The following is a 20,294-nucleotide window of genomic DNA, read 5'->3' as shown; positions in this document are numbered from 1 at the left end:
CCATCATGGCATTATCATTGACTGCATACCCGATCACTGCACAGTTGGATAATCTCGAACAGGCATTCAAGGAGAGAGGCAAGGCCATAGCACAGGAAGTAGCCGCAGCCAGTTTCTACGGTATATTCAGTGGTGATATCGAGTCACTCTCACTGAACTTGAAACCAATAGTAAAAAGAAAAGATATACTCTCTATCATTGTCAATGACGCACAGGGAAAACTGTTGTTAAGCATCGGCAAACATACAGAGAATAATATCGATGTTGCCAATCATAATTTCACTAAGTCATCCTTTTTCTTCACTTCAGTTCAAACAAATTTTCGTATAGCCAATGTGGCTGACTATCCGGATCAGTTGCAATCCACACAGGATGATATAGCGCCAGCCATCATCGGTTCGATTGTCGTGGAGCTCGACAAAACTGGCCTGGTTGTACAGCAACGTAATTCGATCATAACCAGTCTGATCATCAGTATAACCGGGCTTATACTGACCGCCCTGATAGCCGTGTTCCTGAGCCAGAAAATAACCCGGCCACTATCCAAGTTGACCCAGGCGGTGATTCGAATGAAGCATGGGGATTTCTCGGCTACCGTGCCGGAAATTTCCACCGGAGAACTGCGCAGCCTGGAAGAAGGCGTCAATGCCATGGCCAGGACCCTGAAGTTCAACCAGGAGATATTGCAGCAACAGGTGGATCGGGCCACCTCGGATCTGACCCAGACCATGGAGGCTCTGGAAATACAGAATGTGGAACTTGATCTCGCGAGAAAACGCGCATTAAAGGCAAGTCAGGCAAAGTCGGAGTTCCTGGCCAACATGAGTCATGAGATCAGAACCCCGATGAATGGTGTAATCGGCTTTTCGACACTTTTGATGAAAACAAGGCTGACACCGGAACAACAGGAACTTGCCGAAACCATCCAAAAGTCGGCGACGGGTCTGTTAAGCATCATCAATACCATCCTGGACTTTTCAAAGCTTGAATATGGCAAACAGGAGCCTGAGTATGCGCCTGTTGATATTCGTTCCTGTTTTGAAGAGCCGATCATGCTATTGGCACCAGCAGCACATGAGAAGAAGCTTGAACTGGTGCTATTGATCTACTCGGATGTTCCTACGACTCTGATTGGGGATGAAACACGTATCAGGCAGATCCTGGTCAATCTGGTTGGCAATGCGATCAAGTTCACCCATCAGGGAGAAATTATCGTCCGGGTGATGATCGAAGATGAAACCGATACATCCTGTCGACTGCAATTTTCTGTCACGGATACCGGGATTGGAATCTGTGAACACATCCAGAAGGATCTCTTCACCTCTTTTCAGCAAGGAACAAAGGAAACAATAAAAACTTATGGTGGAACCGGCCTTGGATTGAGTATCAGCAAAAAGCTGGCCGAGTCGATGAAAGGAGAAATATCCGTCGATAGTGTTGAGGGGAAAGGCTCTTGTTTCAGGGTGATTCTCAACCTGCCAAAGTGCCCGGAAACGGTCGGGTCATTGGCTGATACTGCCCTGAAATCCAGAAAATGTACCCTTATTGATCAACATCCGATGTCACAATTGGCGCTTTCACATTCCCTGGAGAATCTGGGTATGTCGGTATCCAGGATTGCTTGGGAACAACTGGGTAGCAGGGTTGCAATAGATCAGGATCTACTGGTTATCGGGTTTTCTGCTGACGAGATCACTTCGGGTCTGGCTAAGGACAGGATTGCCCATTTGCAGAATATGATAGTGCCCAATAAGCTTCTGATATTACTCAGCAGCTCTGATGCAACACTGCATAAAACCATGCAGGAGTTGTCACAAGCACCCTGTATTCAAAAACCCGTCGCGCTGACAGCGCTGAAACGTACCCTGGTACAGATATTCACCAACCCCGCTTCACTTCCTGCAGTTCCTGAATATAGAAGTTCTGAAGCACCTTCATTCAGTGGCAGACGATTCATTGTCGCCGATGACAACAAGATCAATCTTCAATTGATATCGAATATCCTGTCGACATCCGGTGCTGAGATTGTGGAAGCCGAAAACGGTGTGGAAGTGATCAACGCCTATCGGCAACAACGCCCGGATCTGATCATTATTGATGTCCACATGCCCGTCATGGATGGAAAAGAAGCCACCAGACAAATACGGGAGCTGGAGCATGGAGAGATTCACACCCCAATTATCGCACTATCGGCTGACGTGATCCCGGAGCACCGGGACGCACTGATATCAGCCGGCGTGGATATCTACCTGACAAAACCAGTGGATGACAATAAATTATGGCAGGCAATCGACAGCCTGATAAATATAGGCCACAGTTCCAGCCTGACAACCGAACTGCCCCTTGCAAGCGATGAGAATGAAACAAATTCTGTGGGAGCACTGGCGATTCATGACATGCAAGAAGCATTGCGTATTACTGGTGGAAGAGAAGAACTGGCTGATGAAATGTTCAGAAAATTCATGGATGATCTCCCGCAGCAAGTAGCGCTACTTGAACAACATCAGGCGGATAGTGACTGGGATTCACTTGGCGAAGTAGCCCATCGCTTACATGGGGCCTGTGCGGTGTGTGGTGTTCCTGCCCTGAAAGCGGCGGTATATAACCTCGAGCGGTCGGCGCAACAAAGGGAGCCGGATGACATTGCTGCGTACATGCGATCAGTCGGCACATGTTGCATTCAACTCTATGCATTAGACATATCGCGGAACCAAACCAGACAGTTCAGCGCCGAATAGTTTCAGCGTTTAGCGAAGGCGATGGTGCGAAAAATTTCTTAATCACTAAATATGGATCTTTGTTGCCCCGCAAACTGTGATAGCAGAACCAGTAATAGCGCCAGCAAGTAGAGTGCATAAATCCCGATCATAGTTTGCGGCATGGTATAACCGAAAAACTGCCACTGAATCTCGTCGCAAAATCCCGTGGGCTGGAAAAGCCAGGGAAACCACTCATCCAGCTTTGCCCAATCAGGATAACTGGCTGCAAAATCACAAGTATTCGAGGGTGACGGAAAAAGCTGAATCCCCGTATGTTTCATTGCAAGCTGTAAACCCCAACCTGCACTGACTCCCCAGGCCAGTATCGCAGCCCAACGGAAAATCAGTATTCCGGGTGCCAGGGCGGCAATTAGGCCAGCAAGCAGTATACCCATCACTGCGGTTCGCTCGTACACGCAGAGTACGCAGGGGTCCAGCTTTAATTGATACTGAAAATAGAGTGCCGCCAGTTCCAGGCCAAGCGCGGTTAATGCCAACAGAAGCCAGGGGACGCGACGCTTTGATAGTTGGTTAAAAAGTTTCAGCATGTGATGACCAGGTAACTCTTTGGAAAGAAAGCAGGCAGCCTGAGTGGCTGCCTGGATAGCTAATGAAACAGAGGATACCTGTGACAAAGTGTCACTTCAATGCCTGTAGCGTTTCTGAACCCGTTTGTCAGCCAAAGCGGATACCCTGTGCCAAGGGTAGATCTGTCCCGTAATTGATTGTATTGGTGGAACGGCGCATATAGTTCTTCCAGGCATCGCTGCCCGATTCGCGGCCGCCGCCAGTCTCCTTTTCACCACCAAAAGCACCGCCGATTTCGGCACCTGAGGTCCCGATATTAACGTTGGCCAACCCGCAATCCGAACCGCGCGCGGAAAGGAAGAGTTCGGCCTCGCGAACATCCTGGGTGAATATTGCTGAAGAGAGCCCCTGGGGTACGCTGTTTTGTATCGCGATCGCCTCAATGATTTCAGTATAATTCATCACATAGAGAATCGGTGCAAAGGTTTCTTGTCTGACAACTTCCGCATGAGACGGTATGCGGATGATTGCCGGATCCACGTAAACACCCTCTTCCTTCCCTGTAACCACAACCCGATCACCGCCGCAAATCAGCTCCCCGCCTTCACTTTCCGCGGTCTGAATGGCCTGTTGCATCTGTTCATAGGCTTGAATATCAATCAGCGGGCCGACCAGGGTCGATGCTGAAAACGGATCGCCAATAGACAATGAACCGTAGGCCGCCTGAAGTCGCTGCAACAGCTCATCCACAATGCTGTCATGAACGATCAAGCGCCTGAGCGATGTGCAGCGTTGACCGCATGTGCCTACCGCGGAGAAGACTATGGCACGCAAGGCCATCTCCAGATCGGCTGAGGCAGTGACAATCATCGCGTTGTTGCCACCCAGTTCCAGCAAGGATCTTCCAAGACGTGCCGCGACGGTTGTCGCCACCTTTTTCCCCATCGCCACCGACCCGGTCGCAGAGACCAGCGCTATATCCGGGCTGCCGACAAGCTGCTGCCCAACCTGAGAATCGCCAATGACCACCTGGGAGATGCCTCTCGGAAACCTGGGAAAACCTTCCAGCGTCTGGGTGATCAGTTTTTGACAGGCTAGAGCACAGAGTGGTGTCTTTTCCGATGGCTTCCACAGGATCGTGTCACCACAGACAAAGGAGAGCATGGCATTCCATGCCCAGACGGCCATCGGGAAATTGAACGCACTGATGATTGCCACGGGCCCCAATGGGTGCCACTGCTCCATCATACGATGGTCCGGGCGTTCACTGGCGATGGTCAGTCCATGCAACTGCCGGGATAATCCAACTGCAAAATCACAAATATCGATCACCTCCTGTACCTCCCCCAGCGATTCCTGAAGGATTTTCCCGCATTCCAGTGTAATCAGCTCAGCCAAAGGCTGTTTATGCTCCCGGAATACATTGCCAAGCTGTCGCACAAAATCACCACGCACAGGGGCGGGAATACTTCTCAGCTCCAGGAATGCAGCCTTTGCCCGCTCGATCACATCGGCAACCTGGGATGCAGAGGCCATTCGAATCGAGCCAAGCGTAGCACCATCAATGGGTGTTGATAGGCGTATCGCTTCGCCCTCACCCGGCATGCCCAGATCACCGCTCAATATTGCGGGAAATTCCCCATCGGTCTGATTTAAACCAATTCCCAGATTGTTTATCAATTGACTGTTCATCTGTCTGCTCTCGTTTCGACTATCTGCCGCGCGGTCGGCCGGTTACCCGGTAACAGGATGCGAAGCGATTCTGGATAAAGTCATCAAAATCGATCTGCTCTTGGCGCACATAACCCCGATGTGGCAGTTTTCCGGTAAAGAAAAGGTCCAGTATGGTGCAGAGGCTGGAGGCGGTGGTGATCTGGATGGCCCCCCAATGCTCATCACCGACATCATCATGATAAACCTTCCTGCTGTCGGTAATTTGCATAAACTTCCCGTCGATTATGCCGGTTGCCGTGACCATGATCAGCACCACGTCCTGTCGGGTTACTGCCAGTGCTTTTTCAAATAGCTGTTTAAGCAGGTCTCTCTGTTCACCGAGTTTCAGGTCATTGATAAGGAAATTCATCAGATACTGATGCCCTTTGTAGCGGATAGTTTTATAGGTGAGGTCCGACACCTGGCCCTGGAGTGTCTCGTACAGGGTCCCCAGCCCTCCGGAGGTATTGAAGGCCTCATAGGAGACTCCGTCCAATGAGAATGTCTCCAACCCTTCGAGCGGCGTCAACTCGACATAGTGGCCGGCACGGATGGCATGACAGGGATTACAATACTCATTAATCAGACCCTGGGTAGACCAGGTGAGGTTGTACATCAAATTATTGGTTGGAAATTCAGGTAGCGCACCGACACGCAGTTTCAGATTATCCAGCTGATCAAACTGCTGTGCCATATGAAAACCCAGTATGCCAATGAAACCGGGGGCCAATCCGCACTGGGGGACAAATACCTGGCCGGGGGCTGCTCGTTCAGCGATCAGCTTGATGGTATGGGTGGTCGCGTTGTCCTCAGTCAGGTCAAAGTAACTGATACCGGCTTCAGCGGCGGCTTCGGCTATGGCGGAATTGACATCATATCCGCAGGCTGAAACCACGGCTTCACAACCCCGTATTGCCATGCGCAGGCTCTCTGGATCGCTGATTTTCAGCAGCCGCTTTTCAACCCGACCGGTAAGATTGACTCTCTCAAGGGTATGCTCGGACTGATCGGTCAATAGAATGTTGTAACTACCGCAATCATCCAGAAGCTTTGCAATGGAAGCCCCTATTCTTCCGGCACCAATGATGGCCACACTGTGCATACACCCCCTCCCCGGTTAATAACCCACATCACCGTTGCATACGTCAGAGGAGAGCAACTCATGCACCCTTTGACGAATGTGCTAGAATCCACGCCTTGCTACAGAAAAGCTTAGCACTCCCCTGTTTAAATGCCTGCGGATTTAACACCGCCCCGGTCCTGGGGCTGACCTGATATCACCCATAGATTTACACTTATGCCTGACAGTAAAACCCTGATGATTCAAGGCACCACCTCCGATGCAGGAAAAAGCACTCTGGTTGCCGCCCTGTGCCGTGTGTTCAATCGAAAAGGCCTTCAGGTGATCCCGTTCAAGCCACAAAACATGGCACTGAACAGCGCGGTTACGCCGGGTGGTGGAGAGATCGGCCGGGCGCAAGCGGTACAGGCTCAGGCTGCCCGAGTCGAGCCTCACGTCGATATGAATCCGGTCCTGCTGAAGCCCAATACCGATACCGGTTGTCAGGTGATCGTGCAGGGACAGCCGGCAGAGAACAACATGGAGGCCTGGGGCTATCACGAGTACAAACCCAGGGTGATGCCGGCCATTCTCCAGTCACACGCCAGACTCCAGGCCAAATACGGCTATATCCTGGTGGAAGGGGCCGGGAGTCCGGCTGAAATCAATCTGCGGGCGAATGATGTGGCCAACATGGGTTTTGCCGAAGCGGTGGACTGCCCGGTCCTGTTGGTGGCGGATATTGATAAGGGGGGTGTTTTCGCCCATCTGGTCGGAACCCTGGCACTGCTCTCGGAAAGCGAGCAGGCCAGGATCAAGGGATTTATCATCAATCGGTTTCGGGGTGACTTGAGTTTTCTTCAGCCGGGTCTCGATTGGCTGGAACAGCAAACCGGAAAGCCGGTTCTCGGTGTCCTGCCCTATCTCGCCGGCCTGCACCTGGAAGCGGAAGACAGTCTGACCAATTGCGGCGTCACGCCAACCGTGGATAAACCGCTACGGGTTGTGGTTCCCTGGCTACAGAGAACGAGCAATCATACCGATCTCGATCCCCTCTCGCTGCACCCACAGGTCGATGTTCGCTGGATTGGTCCGGGGGAGACAATTCCAGCCGCGGACCTGATTATTCTGCCCGGATCAAAAAGCGTACGGTCGGATCTGGAATACCTGCTGCAAAGTGGATGGGGACGGGCCATACAAAAACATGTGCGCTATGGCGGAAAGGTACTGGGAATTTGCGGGGGATTCCAGATGCTGGGACGCACCATCCACGACCCTCAAGGCATCGAAGGCCAAGCCGGTAGCAGCACTGGACTGGGACTGCTGGATATGGAAACCACCCTTGAGAGAGAGAAGCAGCTACACCTGGTGACCGGCAAATTAAACATACGGGAAGCGGTTCCGGTCAGTGGTTATGAAATCCACATGGGCATCAGCCGGGGTACGGCCCTATCCAGACCGCTGGTAATACTAAAAGACCGGCATGATGGGGCATTGTCTGATGATAACCAGATCGCCGGTACTTATCTTCATGGTCTGTTTGAGGCGCAATCGGCCTGTGACGAGCTGCTTGCCTGGGCCGGGCTGGAACAGGTAGAGACGCCCGATTACCAGCAACTGCGTGAGGCGGGCATTGACCGGTTGGCCGATGCCGCCGAGGCACATCTGGATATTGGTAGAATCATCCGGATTGCGCATGGCGAAGAATAGTCAGTACCATGTGCTGACCATGACAACCGGCACTACCCGGTCTTTGAAGAGATATTTCCACTAGCGCCGGGATTCATCGCCAACAGGGTTGTGGTGCGTAACCGGGCATCAGACCGCAGCAGCCGATTGATGCCATCCACCGGCAATGGCGGGCAGAAGTAGTAACCCTGTACCCATCGGCAATTAAGCCGGCGCAGATTTTCCATCTGCTCCCGTGTTTCAACTCCCTCGGCGACCACGGATAGTCCGAAATCTTTCGCCAGCCTCACTATTGAACTGACCAGCCGTTTATCCTTGCCCTGGGTTCCCATGCCCTGTACAAACTGTTTGTCTATTTTTAGTGTATTAAAGCTGAAATCCTGCAGATAGTTCAGTGAACTGTAGCCTTTACCAAAATCATCGGCACTGAGTCGCACACCCAACTCACGGAGATGCGCCATATTGTCACGGGTGGTAACTTGATCGTTGATCAGCAGGGTCTCGGTCACCTCACAATGCAGATAGGCCGGATCAAATCCGACTTTCTCCAGTGTCTCCTGCACCACGTTGATAAAATTCAGATGGCTAACCTGTCTCGCGGAGAGATTCACCGAGACAAAGAATTTCGTTTCCTTGGCGTACAGGCTGTTCCAGAGATCTACCTGCCGACAGGCATTTTCCAGGACCCACTGCCCGATATGCTGAATCACGTCGGAACCTTCGGCAATTGGAATAAACTGATCTGGCGGAATATTGCCAAGCAAAGGATGTCGCCAACGCAACAGCGCTTCGAAACCCTCGACCCGGTTGGTGTTGAGACTCACTATGGGCTGGTAGTGAATTGACAGCTCATTTCGTTCAAGAACGATATGCAGATCATGCTCAATCCGGGTAGTCCTTGCCACCTCGGCATGCATTTCGGGTTCGAATATGTCGATTCTGCCCTTGCCAAGATATTTTGCCCGGTACATGGCGGTATCGGCATCCCTTAGTATCTCTTCCGGACTCTGATACTTACGGTCACCCAAACAGATACCGATACTTGCGCCCACCTTTAGCGATTGCCCTCCGATCTCAAAAGGTGTCTCAACCGAGTGAAGGATACGTTCCGCAATCTGAAAAGCTTCTTGTGACTTTGAGATGCCATCCAGCAGGAAGGTAAATTCGTCACCGCCCATCCGTGCCACGGTATCTGAAGGCCGCAAAACCTTGCCGAACCGGGCCGAAACCTCTTTCAACAGTTGATCACCCGTGGCATGGCCATAGCTGTCATTGAGATTTTTGAACCGGTCAAGGTCAACAAAGCAGACAGCAAACAGATGTGACCGGTCCCTTGCCTGTCTGGCCATTGATACGTTCAGACGGTCGCTGAACAGAAACCTGTTTGGTAGACCGGTCAGTGCATCGTAGAGTGCGCCGTGTTCAAGCCTGGCCAACAAAGCACTACGCTCAATGTGCCGGCGGCGGGCGTATAATCCAAAAGCAACAAACCCCACGGAACCACTCAGCCAGACCATGATATGGGTGATAACCATGGAGCGGGAGGTCTCGTTCGCGGCATTAAGATAGGGGGTCATGGGGATAGAGACACTGACACCCCCGCGAAGATCACCCGCTTTAAATCCTAAAACCGCGTGGCACAGTTCACACTCCTTCTTCATGTACATCGGCTTCATATAGCGCATGTAGGGTGCGCCATCAATTACGGCCTGTTCCAATACCTCTGTGACCTGTTCATTTTCAAATCGCTCAATGGCTGCCAATTCCCAGGCATCTGGTTTGTTAACCGGATTGAGTGTTATTTTTCCGGTTATTTTGCCTTTGACTCCATAGGTATCTTCAAACTCCGTTGTCATCTGCCGAAGCATGTAAGCGGGATTCATTAGGGTCAGTTTCATACCCTCTGTTGTCACGACATCCCGGCGATCAAGGTGAGCCAGGTAGGGATTTGGCGGAGTACGCTCTGTTGGTTGTACATAGACTCCACCATGCTTTGTGGCCCATTGGCGGAAGGCCTGATCCTTGTCCCAGTTGGATTTTGCGGCACTGATGGCCAGTTTGGCTTGCTCATCCTGGAGATTGCTGATATTCCAGTCGAGAGAATAGCCAACCAGGGCACTCCAGGCCAAGATAGCCAATACCACCAATTTCACAATCGGCAGCTTTACGAATATGGTTAACTGTTGATCAAGTGATTTCACACAATTGCCTGAAAAATGGCATAACCGTTTGCCCAGGCCTGAGTTTCATCGGGTCTGGGCAGATTTAAAGTGGCAATTCATCGGGTACTTCTTAATGTTTGATGAGTATCTGTATGTATTATCGGCCAGTGTCTTATCGACTTAAGCAAGCGTCTGACGGTTTGTGGCATCAATGATCAGATTCGCTCGCGGCTAGAATAAGTGACTTCATCTCCCGTACGGCATCCGCCAATCCGGAAAAAATCGCCCGCGAAATAATCGAATGGCCAATATTGAATTCGCGGATTCCAGGGATTGCGGCTATCGAGGCAACATTATGATAGTCCAGGCCATGTCCGGCATTCACCTGCAGACCTGTATTTATGCCGAACGTCACAGCATGCTGTATCCTGAGCAGTGCTTTTTCCCTTTCGGCCCTGTTCCGGGCGTCAGCAAAATGACCGGTGTGGATCTCCACGGCAGGGACTCCGATGTTGCAGGACGCTTCCAGCTGTTTTTCATCGGCGTCGATAAACAGGGACACTTTTACGCCGGCCTCTTGCAATTCCGCGCAAAAATCGCCCAGGAATCCCCGATTGGCGGCAACATCAAGGCCTCCTTCCGTTGTCAGTTCCTGGCGGCGTTCCGGTACGATACAGCAGTCGCTGGGTGCTATCCGTCGGGCGATCGCCAACATTTCAGGTGTGGCCGCCATCTCCAGGTTCATACGTGTCTGCAGGACACCCGCCAGCAGTTCGACATCACGATCCTGTATATGTCGGCGATCCTCACGCAGATGCACGGTAATAAGATCCGCACCTGCCTGTTCAGCGACCAGCGCCGCCTGAAGCGGTTCGGGGTATCGGGTCCCCCGCTGTTGCCGCAGCGTGGCTACGTGATCAATATTGACCCCCAGTAATTTTGGATATGACATTTTCATGATGTTCCGCTTAGATACCTGTATCGCTCCGATAGTCTTGACTAATCCTACAGGGCATGACGAAAAAGTTCCCTACTTTTCAAAGGCTTATCACCCAAATAAAAACCCAGTACTGTTCGCAGCAGATTTCGCGCTTCTTTCAGTTGCCGGGGGTCGTTCAGCGAACGTAATTCCAATGATAGCAACGTCTGACCACTGATGGCATGCTCAATATCTGCAGGGCATTCAGTCACGCCACTCTCCTGCACAAACCGATACCACTTCGCCGCCTCAACCGGGCGACCATCCGCCAGATCCACGGTCAGTTCGATGCCGTAACCCAGTTCAACCAGCATTTCCAGCTCAAAATAGCGCAGGGATGCTTCATTTATACCCGATGCATCCAGCTGACTAAGTAACATGCGATAGTTTTGGAACAGCCGTTCATGGGGGTCATTGCGTTGCAATAACCGAATCAGGAGTTCGTTGATATAGAACCCGCAGAAAAGTGCTTTCCCATCAAGCCGGAACATACGTCCATCGGGTTCGTAGTGCGTCAGGTTTTTAACCTCGCCTCTGCCACTCCAGTTAATCTGTAACGGCACGAATGGCTGTAACAGTCCCGAAGCGGATTTCCCCCGTCCCTTGACCCCTTTAGCGACCGCCGGGAAGCGGCCCTGCTGTTCTGTAAAACATTCTACCAGCAGGCTGCTGTTAGAATAGTCTCTGCGATGTAACAGAAAAGCGGCTGACAAGGTAGATGTCCCGGCGGTGTTCAATCACTGTATCCCAACCGGGAGAGGGCCCCCTCATCACTGGACCAGCTCTTTTTTACCTTCACCCAGAGCTGGAGAAAGACTTTCTTGTCGAAGAATTTTTCCATCTCCTTGCGTGCCTGAGTGCCGACCTCTTTCAAGGCTTCACCCTTCGCACCGATAATGATGTTTTTCTGGCCCTGGCGTTCCACCCAGATCAACGCGTCGATTCGATAGAGATTGCCCTCTTCCTCAAACTTTTCTATCTCCACCGTCAGTGCGTAAGGGATCTCTTTCGCATACCGCCGGGTCAACTGTTCACGTACCAATTCCGCGGCAAAAAAGCGCTCGGACCGGTCGGTTAGCTGATCATCCGGAAAAATATGTTCACCTTCCGGCAGGCAGGCAATTACCTGCTTCTCCAGTGGTTCCAGATTGTTACCCTTACGAGCAGATAACGGTATGACTGCAGTAAAATCAAATTTTCCTGCAAGGTTCTCCAGGTAGGGAAGCAACGCCTCCTTGTTCTTGACGGTATCGATCTTGTTAACTACCAGTAAAACCGGCATATCCAGCCGGGACAAGGCATCCAGTACCGCCTGATCTTCATCCGTCCAGCGCAGGGCCTCCACGACAAACAGGATCAGATCCACATCGGACAGGGCGGATCGCGCGGTCCGATTCAGGTAGCGGTTCATGGCATGATCACCACGCTTATGAATCCCTGGGGTATCCACATAGACGATCTGCGCCGATTCAGTGGTTTTAACTCCCAGAATACTATGGCGCGTTGTCTGGGGCTTGTGTGAGGTAATGGCAAGTTTCTGACCAATCAACCGGTTCAGCAGGGTCGACTTGCCCACATTGGGTCGCCCGACAATGGCGCAAAAACCACACCGGCCACTCTGTTGATCAGACATTGTCTATTTGCCTCAAGAATTTGCTGGCGGCATCCTGCTCGGCCTTTCTTCGACTGTTACCCGTTCCTTCAGTCGTCAGATTCAGCTCATCTACCTGGCAGCTAACGGTAAAACACTGCTCATGCTGCTCGCCGGTAATGCTGATAATGGTGTAAGTGGGCAGCGGATTCTTCTGTGATTGAAGCAGCTCCTGCAGTCGCGTCTTGGGATCTTTCTGTTGCGATTTCTTGCTCAGTGTTGATAGTTTATCTGCAAATAACTGAAGAATAACGCGACGTGCCTCCTTGTATCCGCTATCAAGATAGACTGCGGCAAATAGCGCCTCAACAGCATCCGCCAGAATAGAGCCACGTGAGTGTCCGCCGCTTCTGAGCTCCCCTGCCCCCAGGTTAAGAAACTTGCCCAGTTCAAGCTTTCTGGCGATCTGAGCCAGTGAGTCCCCTTTTACCAGCCCGGCCCGAAGCCGGCTGAGTTGTCCTTCATCGGCATCCGGATAATTGGCATAGAGATAATCTGCTATCACAAAGCCAAGAATGGCATCTCCAAGAAACTCCAGACGCTCATTGTTACTACTACCGGCACTTCTGTGTGTCAGTGCCGTTTCGACCAGCCCCAGGTTATTGAATTCATAGCCTATAGACCGGCACAGGCGTTCAACCGGTTCTCTCAATTTGAAATCAGCTCTATTTGATCGGAAAAGGAGACCAGGATATCGATATTGCCCACCATCTTTTTCTGTACCTGGTAGGTGATATCCACTTTCATAATGCCCGGACTTTTCTTGACCGTGACATGATCACTCTTCAGGTCATATACCCCATTGATGTCCAAACGCTTCATAATCATGCTTTTCACTTCACTGGCTGAACGCTTGGTAATCAACGGCTCTTCCTTCAAGGATTCCACCACATCCTTGACCGTCAGATTTTCCAGGTATATAGGACCGATCTTCATGCCCAGAAGGGCAAAAAACAGAATCAATGCAATAACCGTCATCCAACCTGTAAGGGTCATGCCCCGCTGTTTTGTCAATCCACCTTTCATCATTCCCCCTGATCTATTTTTCGTCTTGATTTTGCTTGATCAGCCGCTTCAGTTTATGCCATTGCCTATGCGAGCCCAAGTAACCGGAAAGCTCGGGAGATTCGAGTCCCAGTTCATCCAGATGGCGAACGCTTTGCCCACCAGGAGTTGTTCCGGCACCAGCCCCCAACAGCGGCTGTCATTACTGTTATCCCGGTTATCACCCATGGCAAAGTAGTGCCCTTCCGGTACGGTAAAAGGGCCGCGCATCAATACCTGACAACCATAACCAAAATCCGGCGCCACGGGGTTGATGAGGATCTCATGCTCGACATCACCCAGTTGTTCAATATTTTTCAACGCCCCGGTCTCGCGTGCCCCGCTACCGACTCCGGTATAGATTTCGACATGGCGCTGTGGTTGCGGCTCCCCGTTGATATACAGTGTTTTATTGCTGTAGCTGATCATATCACCGGGTACGCCCACCACCCGTTTAATATAGTCCACGCGCGGATTCTGCGGATACTTGAACACCACCACGTCACCACGTTTGGGATCATCCAGTTCGATCACTTTTTTGTTCAGCACCGGTAACCGGATGCCATAAGAGAACTTGTTTACCAGGATGAAATCACCAACCAGCAGCGTTGGCATCATTGAACCGGATGGGATTCTGAATGGCTCGACAACGAAAGAGCGCAATACCAGAACTGCCAGAATAACGGGAAAGAACGAGCGAGAATATTCAACCAGCATCGGTTCTTTTGCCTTGTCTTTCCCACCTGCCTGCAGTCTCCGCCTGCCAGCAAAGAAAACCGCATCAATCAGCCAGATGAAGCCGGTCAAAAAAGTTGCAATGACCAGAAATAGGGGGAAATCGAAATTCATAGGCGGTTCCAACCTGATCCCGAACTACTCGCGTAGTTTGTGAAAATTACTGTCGATTAATAATTGTGAACGTTCAATTGTCCTTTCCAACACGTAGCACTGCGAGAAAGGCTTCTTGCGGTATTTCAACTCGACCCACCTGTTTCATGCGTTTTTTACCCGCCTTCTGCTTTTCCAGCAGTTTGCGTTTTCGGGTGATGTCGCCACCATAACACTTGGCCGTGACGTTTTTGCGCAACGCCTTTACTGTGGTTCTGGCAATAATCTTACTGCCGATGGCCGCCTGTATAGCCACTTCAAACATCTGTCGGGGTATCAGCTCCTTCATCTGGGAAGTGATTTCACGCCCCCGCGACTCGCAGTTTTCCCTGTGCACAATCAGGGACAGGGCATCTACCTGTTCACCATTAATCAGGATGTCCAACTTTACCAGACTGGCTGCCTGAAAGCGTTTGAACTCATACTCAAATGACGCATAGCCACGGCTGACCGATTTGAGTCGATCAAAAAAGTCCAGCACCACTTCATTCATCGGCAGTTCATAGGTCACCTGCACCTGACCACCCAGATACTGCAGGTTTTTTTGCATTCCGCGTTTTTCAATACAGAGCGTGATAACGTTGCCGAGATGCGCCTGGGGAACCAGGATGTGTGCCTCAATGATTGGCTCGCGTATTTCGGCTATCTGATTTGGAGCCGGGAGATTCGCCGGATTGTCCACCATTACAATACTGCCATCGGTCTTCTCAACTTCGTAGATTACCGTCGGTGCCGTGGTGATCAGGTCAAGATCATATTCCCGTTCCAGGCGCTCCTGCACGATTTCCATATGCAGCATGCCAAGAAAACCGCAGCGGAAACCAAATCCAAGCGCCTGTGATGTCTCAGGCTCATAATGCAGGGCGGCATCATTGAGTTTCAGCTTTTGTAACGCATCGCGAAAGTTTTCGTAATCATCGGAGCTGACCGGATACAGTCCGGAAAATACCCGTGGACGCATCTGGGCAAATCCTGGCAGCGCACTGGTCGCCTTGTTGTCCGCCAGAGTCAGGGTGTCGCCAACCGGTGCGCCGTTGATATCCTTGATACCTGCAATCACGAAGCCCACTTCGCCCGGCCCCAGAGCGGGACGGTTCTCACGTTTCGGCGTGAATACGCCCACCTTCTCCACCTGAAAGGTCCGTCCGGTCGACATGAGGAGCATCTTGTCCTTGGGTTTAATTCGGCCGTTTACCACGCGGATCAATGAGATAACTCCCACATAGGAGTCAAACCAGGAGTCGATTATCAGGGCTTGTAAAGGCTTGTTTTCATCTCCCTGGGGCGGCGGCACAAACTCCACCAGCTGGGCCAGCAGTTCAGGTATACCTACTCCGGTTTTGGCACTCACGCGTATCGAGTTATGCGCTTCAATGCCAATGATCTCTTCAATTTCCGTGATCACCCGTTCTGGCTCTGCCGCCGGTAGGTCGATCTTGTTCAGGACCGGCAGTACCTCCAGTCCCTGCTCAATGGCGGTGTAACAGTTGGCAACGCTTTGCGCCTCCACCCCCTGAGCCGCATCCACCACCAGCAATGCCCCTTCGCAGGCGGCTAATGAGCGGGATACCTCGTATGAGAAATCAACATGTCCGGGAGTATCAATGAAGTTGAGCCGATAGGTCTCTCCATTGGGGGCGGTGTAGTTGAGAGTAACGCTCTGGGCCTTGATGGTAATGCCGCGTTCACGCTCGATATCCATGGAATCCAGCACTTGCTCGGCCATTTCGCGCTCGGTTAGACCGCCGCAAAGCTGGATAAAGCGGTCAGCGATGGTCGATTTTCCATGATCGATGTGGGCGATGATGGAAAAATTGCGAATATGCTGGAGATCTGTCATGAATGATTTACTACGCAATGAGCCCTGAGTTGTAAAGCGAAGGATTACACTTTAATAAAATCTTGTAACCCATTGAAAAAAACGGAACTTTTTTTCAAAAAGTTCCGTCGGCAATACCGTTGATTGACTGTTCCCACGAAGGCTACATCATACCGCAGTTTGTACTGTACTCAAATAGCCTCATTCGCTGTCCGGCAGGCCACCGAGAAACCTTTCCAGTCCGACCGGATCAAGATAGTAGTTGCAGATTATCTTCTCACCCGATGCCAGCACCGGGATCAGGGTCCCATACCGCTCCCGCAGATCGGGATCGCTGTCAACATTTATCAAATCGACATCAAACGGGTGGGTTTCTCGTATCGATTGAAGATGCTGCCACATGTCTTCACAGAGGTGGCAGCCATCGCGGTAGTAAAACGAGAGACCAGGATGCTCCCCGAATTTACTCATTCGGGACCTGTAAAGGAATGAAACGTGCCCCGTTTTTGCGGTGTATAAGTACAGCGATCGTCGCCCCCTTGGGCAGATTTTCTACCGCCTCGTCGAATTCCTTGACAGTTGAAACCCGCACACGGTTAATCATCTGTATTACATCACCGGGTTCAATTCCAGCACGCTTGGCTGCACCGTCATCCACTGACTGGACAAATACACCCTTGATTCCATTTAGCTTGTACTGACTCCTGATATCACTGTCCAGTTCAACAACACTCATACCCAGACTGGAGTAGCTCTGCTGCATCGATCCTTCCATGCCGCCCTGGGCCATATCATTCTTCAATTCACCAATATTTACCTTAATCGTTTTGCGTACACCATTACGCAAGATTTCCAGCTCAGCAGGTTTGTCAATTCGACTGGCGCCGACCAGGTGCTGAAGCATTGAAGAGCTTTCCAGTTTGGTACCATTGTATTTCAGTATGACATCACCTACCTCCAGGCCAGCCTTCTCTGAAGGACTGCCCGGCACAACCCTGGCGATTAAGGCTCCATAGGGGTACTCCATGCCAAAAGACTCAGCCAGTTCGCGAGTCACATCCTGGATCATGACGCCCAGCCAACCACGCTTCACCTCACCACTGGTACGTAACTGATCGACCACATTCATTGCCAACTCGATCGGTATGGCAAATGAAAGACCCATAAAGCCCCCGGTCCTGCTATATATTTGAGAATTGATGCCTACAACTTCGCCCTCAAGATTGAATAGCGGTCCGCCTGAATTTCCGGGATTGATGGCGACATCGGTCTGAATGAAGGGGACATAGTTTTCATTTGGCAGGCTACGCCCTTTTGCACTGACAATACCTGCGGTAACCGAGTGATCAAAACCGAATGGTGAGCCTATGGCGAGAACCCATTCCCCAACCTTGAGGTTGCTGGTGGTGCCAATCTTTACCTGTGGTAAATCCTTGGCATCGATTTTCAGCAGCGCTACGTCACTGGTCTTGTCCATGCCGATTACTTTCGCCAAATATTCGCGTCTGTCACTGAGCCTTACCAGAATCTCATCGGCACCTTTGACAACGTGGAAGTTGGTCATGATGTAGCCGTCATCCGAGATGATGAATCCTGATCCGAGTGAGCGGGCGTCGTACTCACGCGGCTCCAACTCACCTGGCCCGCCCTCTCCAAAGAAGTGACGGAAGAATTCGTTGAAGGGACTCCCTTCGGGAAGTTCGGGCATCTGGAACTCCCGATTCAACCGGCTTGGCACCGACTTATGCTGCTTGGTACTGATATTGACCACGGACGGGCTATTGCTCTCTACCAGCGCTGTAAAATCAGGTAATGATTGAGCCTGCACGGCATAGGATGCCAGCAATAGAACGATGAGAGCAGGGATAGAGGTTAAGCGATTTTTCAACAACAACGTCTTCATGAGTTGTGCTCCGGGTAATCTATTACAGAGTGTTCTTTGTTATGTCACTAATGACATGAATCGAACTGGTGCGGCGAAGGATTACAGCCTGATAGGAACTGCTCCTGCTGGTTTTGAAGGCAAACCAGCGTAACCAGACAAGTCCGATTAACAGACCCAGTAGACCGCAAATAATAGAAAGTGGTTCCGTAGATTGGAGACTGATTGTTTCGGCAAACCATTGCCCCAATATGCCACCCGCCAGTAATAAAATAAGCGGCACGATATAGAAGAAAAACGAGGCACGGGTCAGGGCCGATTCGTCAAGGCCAACAACCACCCGGTCACCGGTTACCGCACCTATCGGGTTCAAAACCTCTACCACTGTTCGGCGATTTCCGAACACTTTGGACAGCGCGGAGGTGCCGCAGGTGCTTTTTGCTTCACAGCTTCCGCAACTGGTTGCCCTTTGTGTTTCCACCCGGGCGAATTCCCCATTGGTCGCTGTCACTATTGCGCTCTCTTCTATCATTTCCCGATCACTATTTTGAGAAACGGAGCGATTTTGCAATGCGCTCCACTGTCATTGCCGGGACTTCACCAACCGCCGTCACCTGGTAACCGGAAATTGTATTGCCATAAGCATTGACAGTGCCCATGGTCGAATTTCCCTGCAGGCCGACATCATCGTCGTCTTCAACATAGACAGAGAGTGACGCCAAACCATCCGATAGCACGAAATGATCTATTCCCCTCGCCTGTTTTCCGGCCTTTCGTTTCGAATGCAAGGTAACATCGAATCCTTTTGGCAGATCACTGAAAGACCATCCGGAAAACTGCCGATCAGAAATAGTACGCATCGGTTTTTGCTGCACCCACTGGTAATACTCCTTGCCATCCAGCGAAATTTCCGCGATCTCTCTACTACTGCTGTGTACCTGCAATTGGGTGAACATGAGCTGGGATATCGATACACCTGAAACATTCAGCATATCGGTTTTCAGTGGAAGCGCATGCTCGGTATCCAGATACAACCGATATCCATAACGGTAAGCATCCTGGGGTATGATGGCGACAACCTTGGCCTGGCGACCGGCTACCCGTTCCTCGCCAAGCATATGGAAGTTATAGTAGTCGGAGAGTTGATTGATATCGACCGAGAATACCGCACGAAAGCCACGACCACTGACACGATTGCCGATCGAGACCGATTTGATATCCGGAGCTATACAGGTTACCGATGCATTATCCCGGAATACTTCCCGGGCCACGCCATTCAGGGAAGTCAGACGCTCTCTTTCTCCGCCATTGTCCACGGTATGAACGATTTGCATGCTTTCGAGCTGCGCATTATGCAAAAAGACAAAGGTACCATCATAATTCAGTGAATGAACGGCATTGACCATCCGCTGTAGCCAGATACGCACATCGTCCTGCGCCGTATCTGCAGTAGCATTCAGAGAGACAGTAATCAGCAGAGCGGCATTTAAAAAAATATGAATAAATCTCATATGCTTCAGCGGTTACTGTCGTAACTGACGAAGTTCGCATAGGGTATGACACCGATGCCGCCCGGAGCTGCAAATTCATTATGATCAATCAGAAAGCTGTTAAGTTTTGATTCGACTTTCGGCTCTGAAAGGTTCTTCCAGCGAGTGCTCGACTGAACCAGATAGGGGGCAGGATCGGGCGCCACGCTTTCAGCAATCACCTCACTGCCCGGTTCCGGGGACATATTGGTAAATTGTGGGAACGACAGTACGGTAACTACCGCCACAGAAGCGGCCAGCGCTGCGCCACCGGCGGATTTATACCAACGGGCTGGAAAACACCTCAAACGGGTCGCTGGAAGGGCTTGAACATTGGAAAAATCCACTGATTCATGCTCCAGTCTTGCCTGTACCCGATCAGCTATTGAGACAGCGGAAAACCGCACCGCCTCACCACGCATGGCATCACCAATCAGGTTATATCGATCCCATTTATTACGAAGGGCTTCATCTTCCTGGAGCAGGTCCAGGGTGTGACGGATCTCTTTCTGGCTGAGTTCATTATCCAGAAGCGAGGAAATCTGCTCATTGATATCGTCTGTCATTGTCATATCCGACCGGTCGATATAG

18 protein-coding genes are annotated in these 20,294 nt (G+C 51.2%); 2 read left to right on the top strand and 16 right to left on the bottom strand.

Going from position 1 to position 20,294, the window contains the following annotated elements; translation table 11 throughout:
• Positions 1 to 5 precede the first annotated feature (5 nt).
• Positions 6 to 2,738: an ATP-binding protein gene (locus ACHZBF_RS08610; protein WP_321528204.1), complete on the top strand. Its 2,733-nt coding sequence runs from the start codon at positions 6 to 8 to the stop codon at positions 2,736 to 2,738.
• A 38-nt stretch (positions 2,739 to 2,776) separates the two neighbouring features.
• On the opposite strand, the gene dsbB is transcribed toward ACHZBF_RS08610, so the two are convergent.
• The 3 genes from dsbB to ACHZBF_RS08595 form a co-directional block, all read right to left on the bottom strand.
• The gene (gene dsbB, locus ACHZBF_RS08605) at positions 2,777 to 3,307 is read right to left on the bottom strand and encodes a disulfide bond formation protein DsbB (RefSeq protein WP_394707560.1); all 531 of its coding nucleotides are present in this window, start codon (positions 3,305 to 3,307) and stop codon (positions 2,777 to 2,779) included.
• A gap of 127 nt (positions 3,308 to 3,434) precedes the next feature.
• Entirely contained in the window at positions 3,435 to 4,892 is a 1,458-nt protein-coding gene (gene amaB / locus ACHZBF_RS08600) for an L-piperidine-6-carboxylate dehydrogenase (protein ID WP_245621674.1), read from the bottom strand.
• 106 nt (positions 4,893 to 4,998) lie between these two features.
• Positions 4,999 to 6,102, bottom strand: a complete 1,104-nt coding sequence (locus ACHZBF_RS08595; protein WP_321528202.1) for a saccharopine dehydrogenase family protein — start codon at positions 6,100 to 6,102, stop codon at positions 4,999 to 5,001.
• A 195-nt stretch (positions 6,103 to 6,297) separates the two neighbouring features.
• Between ACHZBF_RS08595 and ACHZBF_RS08590 the strand changes: the two genes are divergently transcribed.
• Positions 6,298 to 7,770 (top strand): cobyric acid synthase, encoded by a 1,473-nt coding sequence (locus ACHZBF_RS08590; protein WP_321528201.1) that lies wholly within the window; start codon positions 6,298 to 6,300, stop codon positions 7,768 to 7,770.
• A 32-nt stretch (positions 7,771 to 7,802) separates the two neighbouring features.
• Here ACHZBF_RS08590 and ACHZBF_RS08585 read toward each other — a convergent pair whose 3' ends face one another.
• From ACHZBF_RS08585 to ACHZBF_RS08525, 13 genes are all read right to left on the bottom strand, one after another.
• The gene (locus ACHZBF_RS08585; RefSeq protein ID WP_051301863.1) at positions 7,803 to 9,950 is read right to left on the bottom strand and encodes an EAL domain-containing protein; all 2,148 of its coding nucleotides are present in this window, start codon (positions 9,948 to 9,950) and stop codon (positions 7,803 to 7,805) included.
• A gap of 169 nt (positions 9,951 to 10,119) precedes the next feature.
• A complete protein-coding gene (pdxJ, locus tag ACHZBF_RS08580; protein ID WP_029132527.1) occupies positions 10,120 to 10,869 on the bottom strand; it encodes a pyridoxine 5'-phosphate synthase in 750 nt (249 codons plus the stop codon).
• 47 nt (positions 10,870 to 10,916) lie between these two features.
• Positions 10,917 to 11,603, bottom strand: a complete 687-nt coding sequence (gene recO / locus ACHZBF_RS08575) for a DNA repair protein RecO (RefSeq protein ID WP_029132526.1) — start codon at positions 11,601 to 11,603, stop codon at positions 10,917 to 10,919.
• 20 nt (positions 11,604 to 11,623) lie between these two features.
• Complete coding sequence (gene era / locus ACHZBF_RS08570) at positions 11,624 to 12,523, bottom strand: GTPase Era (RefSeq protein ID WP_029132525.1); 900 nt, start codon at positions 12,521 to 12,523, stop codon at positions 11,624 to 11,626.
• On the bottom strand, positions 12,516 to 13,193 hold the full coding sequence (rnc, locus tag ACHZBF_RS08565; protein ID WP_029132524.1) for a ribonuclease III: 678 nt from the start codon (positions 13,191 to 13,193) through the stop codon (positions 12,516 to 12,518). The genes era and rnc overlap by 8 nt, the downstream gene beginning before the upstream one ends.
• Positions 13,190 to 13,537 carry a DUF4845 domain-containing protein gene (locus ACHZBF_RS08560; RefSeq protein ID WP_169720368.1) on the bottom strand — a complete coding sequence of 116 codons (348 nt, stop codon included), beginning with the start codon at positions 13,535 to 13,537 and terminating at the stop codon, positions 13,190 to 13,192. Before ACHZBF_RS08560 ends, rnc begins: the two co-directional genes overlap by 4 nt.
• A 78-nt stretch (positions 13,538 to 13,615) precedes the next feature.
• A complete protein-coding gene (gene lepB, locus ACHZBF_RS08555) occupies positions 13,616 to 14,434 on the bottom strand; it encodes a signal peptidase I (RefSeq protein ID WP_029132522.1) in 819 nt (272 codons plus the stop codon).
• A gap of 73 nt (positions 14,435 to 14,507) precedes the next feature.
• Positions 14,508 to 16,313 carry a translation elongation factor 4 gene (gene lepA / locus ACHZBF_RS08550; protein WP_029132521.1) on the bottom strand — a complete coding sequence of 602 codons (1,806 nt, stop codon included), beginning with the start codon at positions 16,311 to 16,313 and terminating at the stop codon, positions 14,508 to 14,510.
• A gap of 180 nt (positions 16,314 to 16,493) precedes the next feature.
• On the bottom strand, positions 16,494 to 16,763 hold the full coding sequence (locus ACHZBF_RS08545) for a glutaredoxin family protein (protein WP_273437563.1): 270 nt from the start codon (positions 16,761 to 16,763) through the stop codon (positions 16,494 to 16,496).
• A complete protein-coding gene (locus ACHZBF_RS08540; protein ID WP_037374702.1) occupies positions 16,756 to 18,195 on the bottom strand; it encodes a DegQ family serine endoprotease in 1,440 nt (479 codons plus the stop codon). Before ACHZBF_RS08540 ends, ACHZBF_RS08545 begins: the two co-directional genes overlap by 8 nt.
• 22 nt (positions 18,196 to 18,217) lie before the next feature.
• The gene (locus ACHZBF_RS08535; RefSeq protein ID WP_029132518.1) at positions 18,218 to 18,706 is read right to left on the bottom strand and encodes a SoxR reducing system RseC family protein; all 489 of its coding nucleotides are present in this window, start codon (positions 18,704 to 18,706) and stop codon (positions 18,218 to 18,220) included.
• 10 nt (positions 18,707 to 18,716) lie between these two features.
• Complete coding sequence (locus ACHZBF_RS08530; protein WP_037374701.1) at positions 18,717 to 19,685, bottom strand: MucB/RseB C-terminal domain-containing protein; 969 nt, start codon at positions 19,683 to 19,685, stop codon at positions 18,717 to 18,719.
• Between the two features lie 5 nt (positions 19,686 to 19,690).
• The gene (locus ACHZBF_RS08525; RefSeq protein ID WP_321528199.1) at positions 19,691 to 20,269 is read right to left on the bottom strand and encodes a sigma-E factor negative regulatory protein; all 579 of its coding nucleotides are present in this window, start codon (positions 20,267 to 20,269) and stop codon (positions 19,691 to 19,693) included.
• Positions 20,270 to 20,294 lie beyond the last annotated feature (25 nt).

It is taken from the genome of Sedimenticola selenatireducens (assembly GCF_963675335.2).
In the GTDB taxonomy this organism is placed as follows: Bacteria; Pseudomonadota; Gammaproteobacteria; order Chromatiales; family Chromatiaceae; genus Sedimenticola; species Sedimenticola selenatireducens.
The sequence above is the reverse complement of the archived record's forward strand: the minus strand, read 5'-3'. Positions and strand labels throughout refer to the sequence as shown.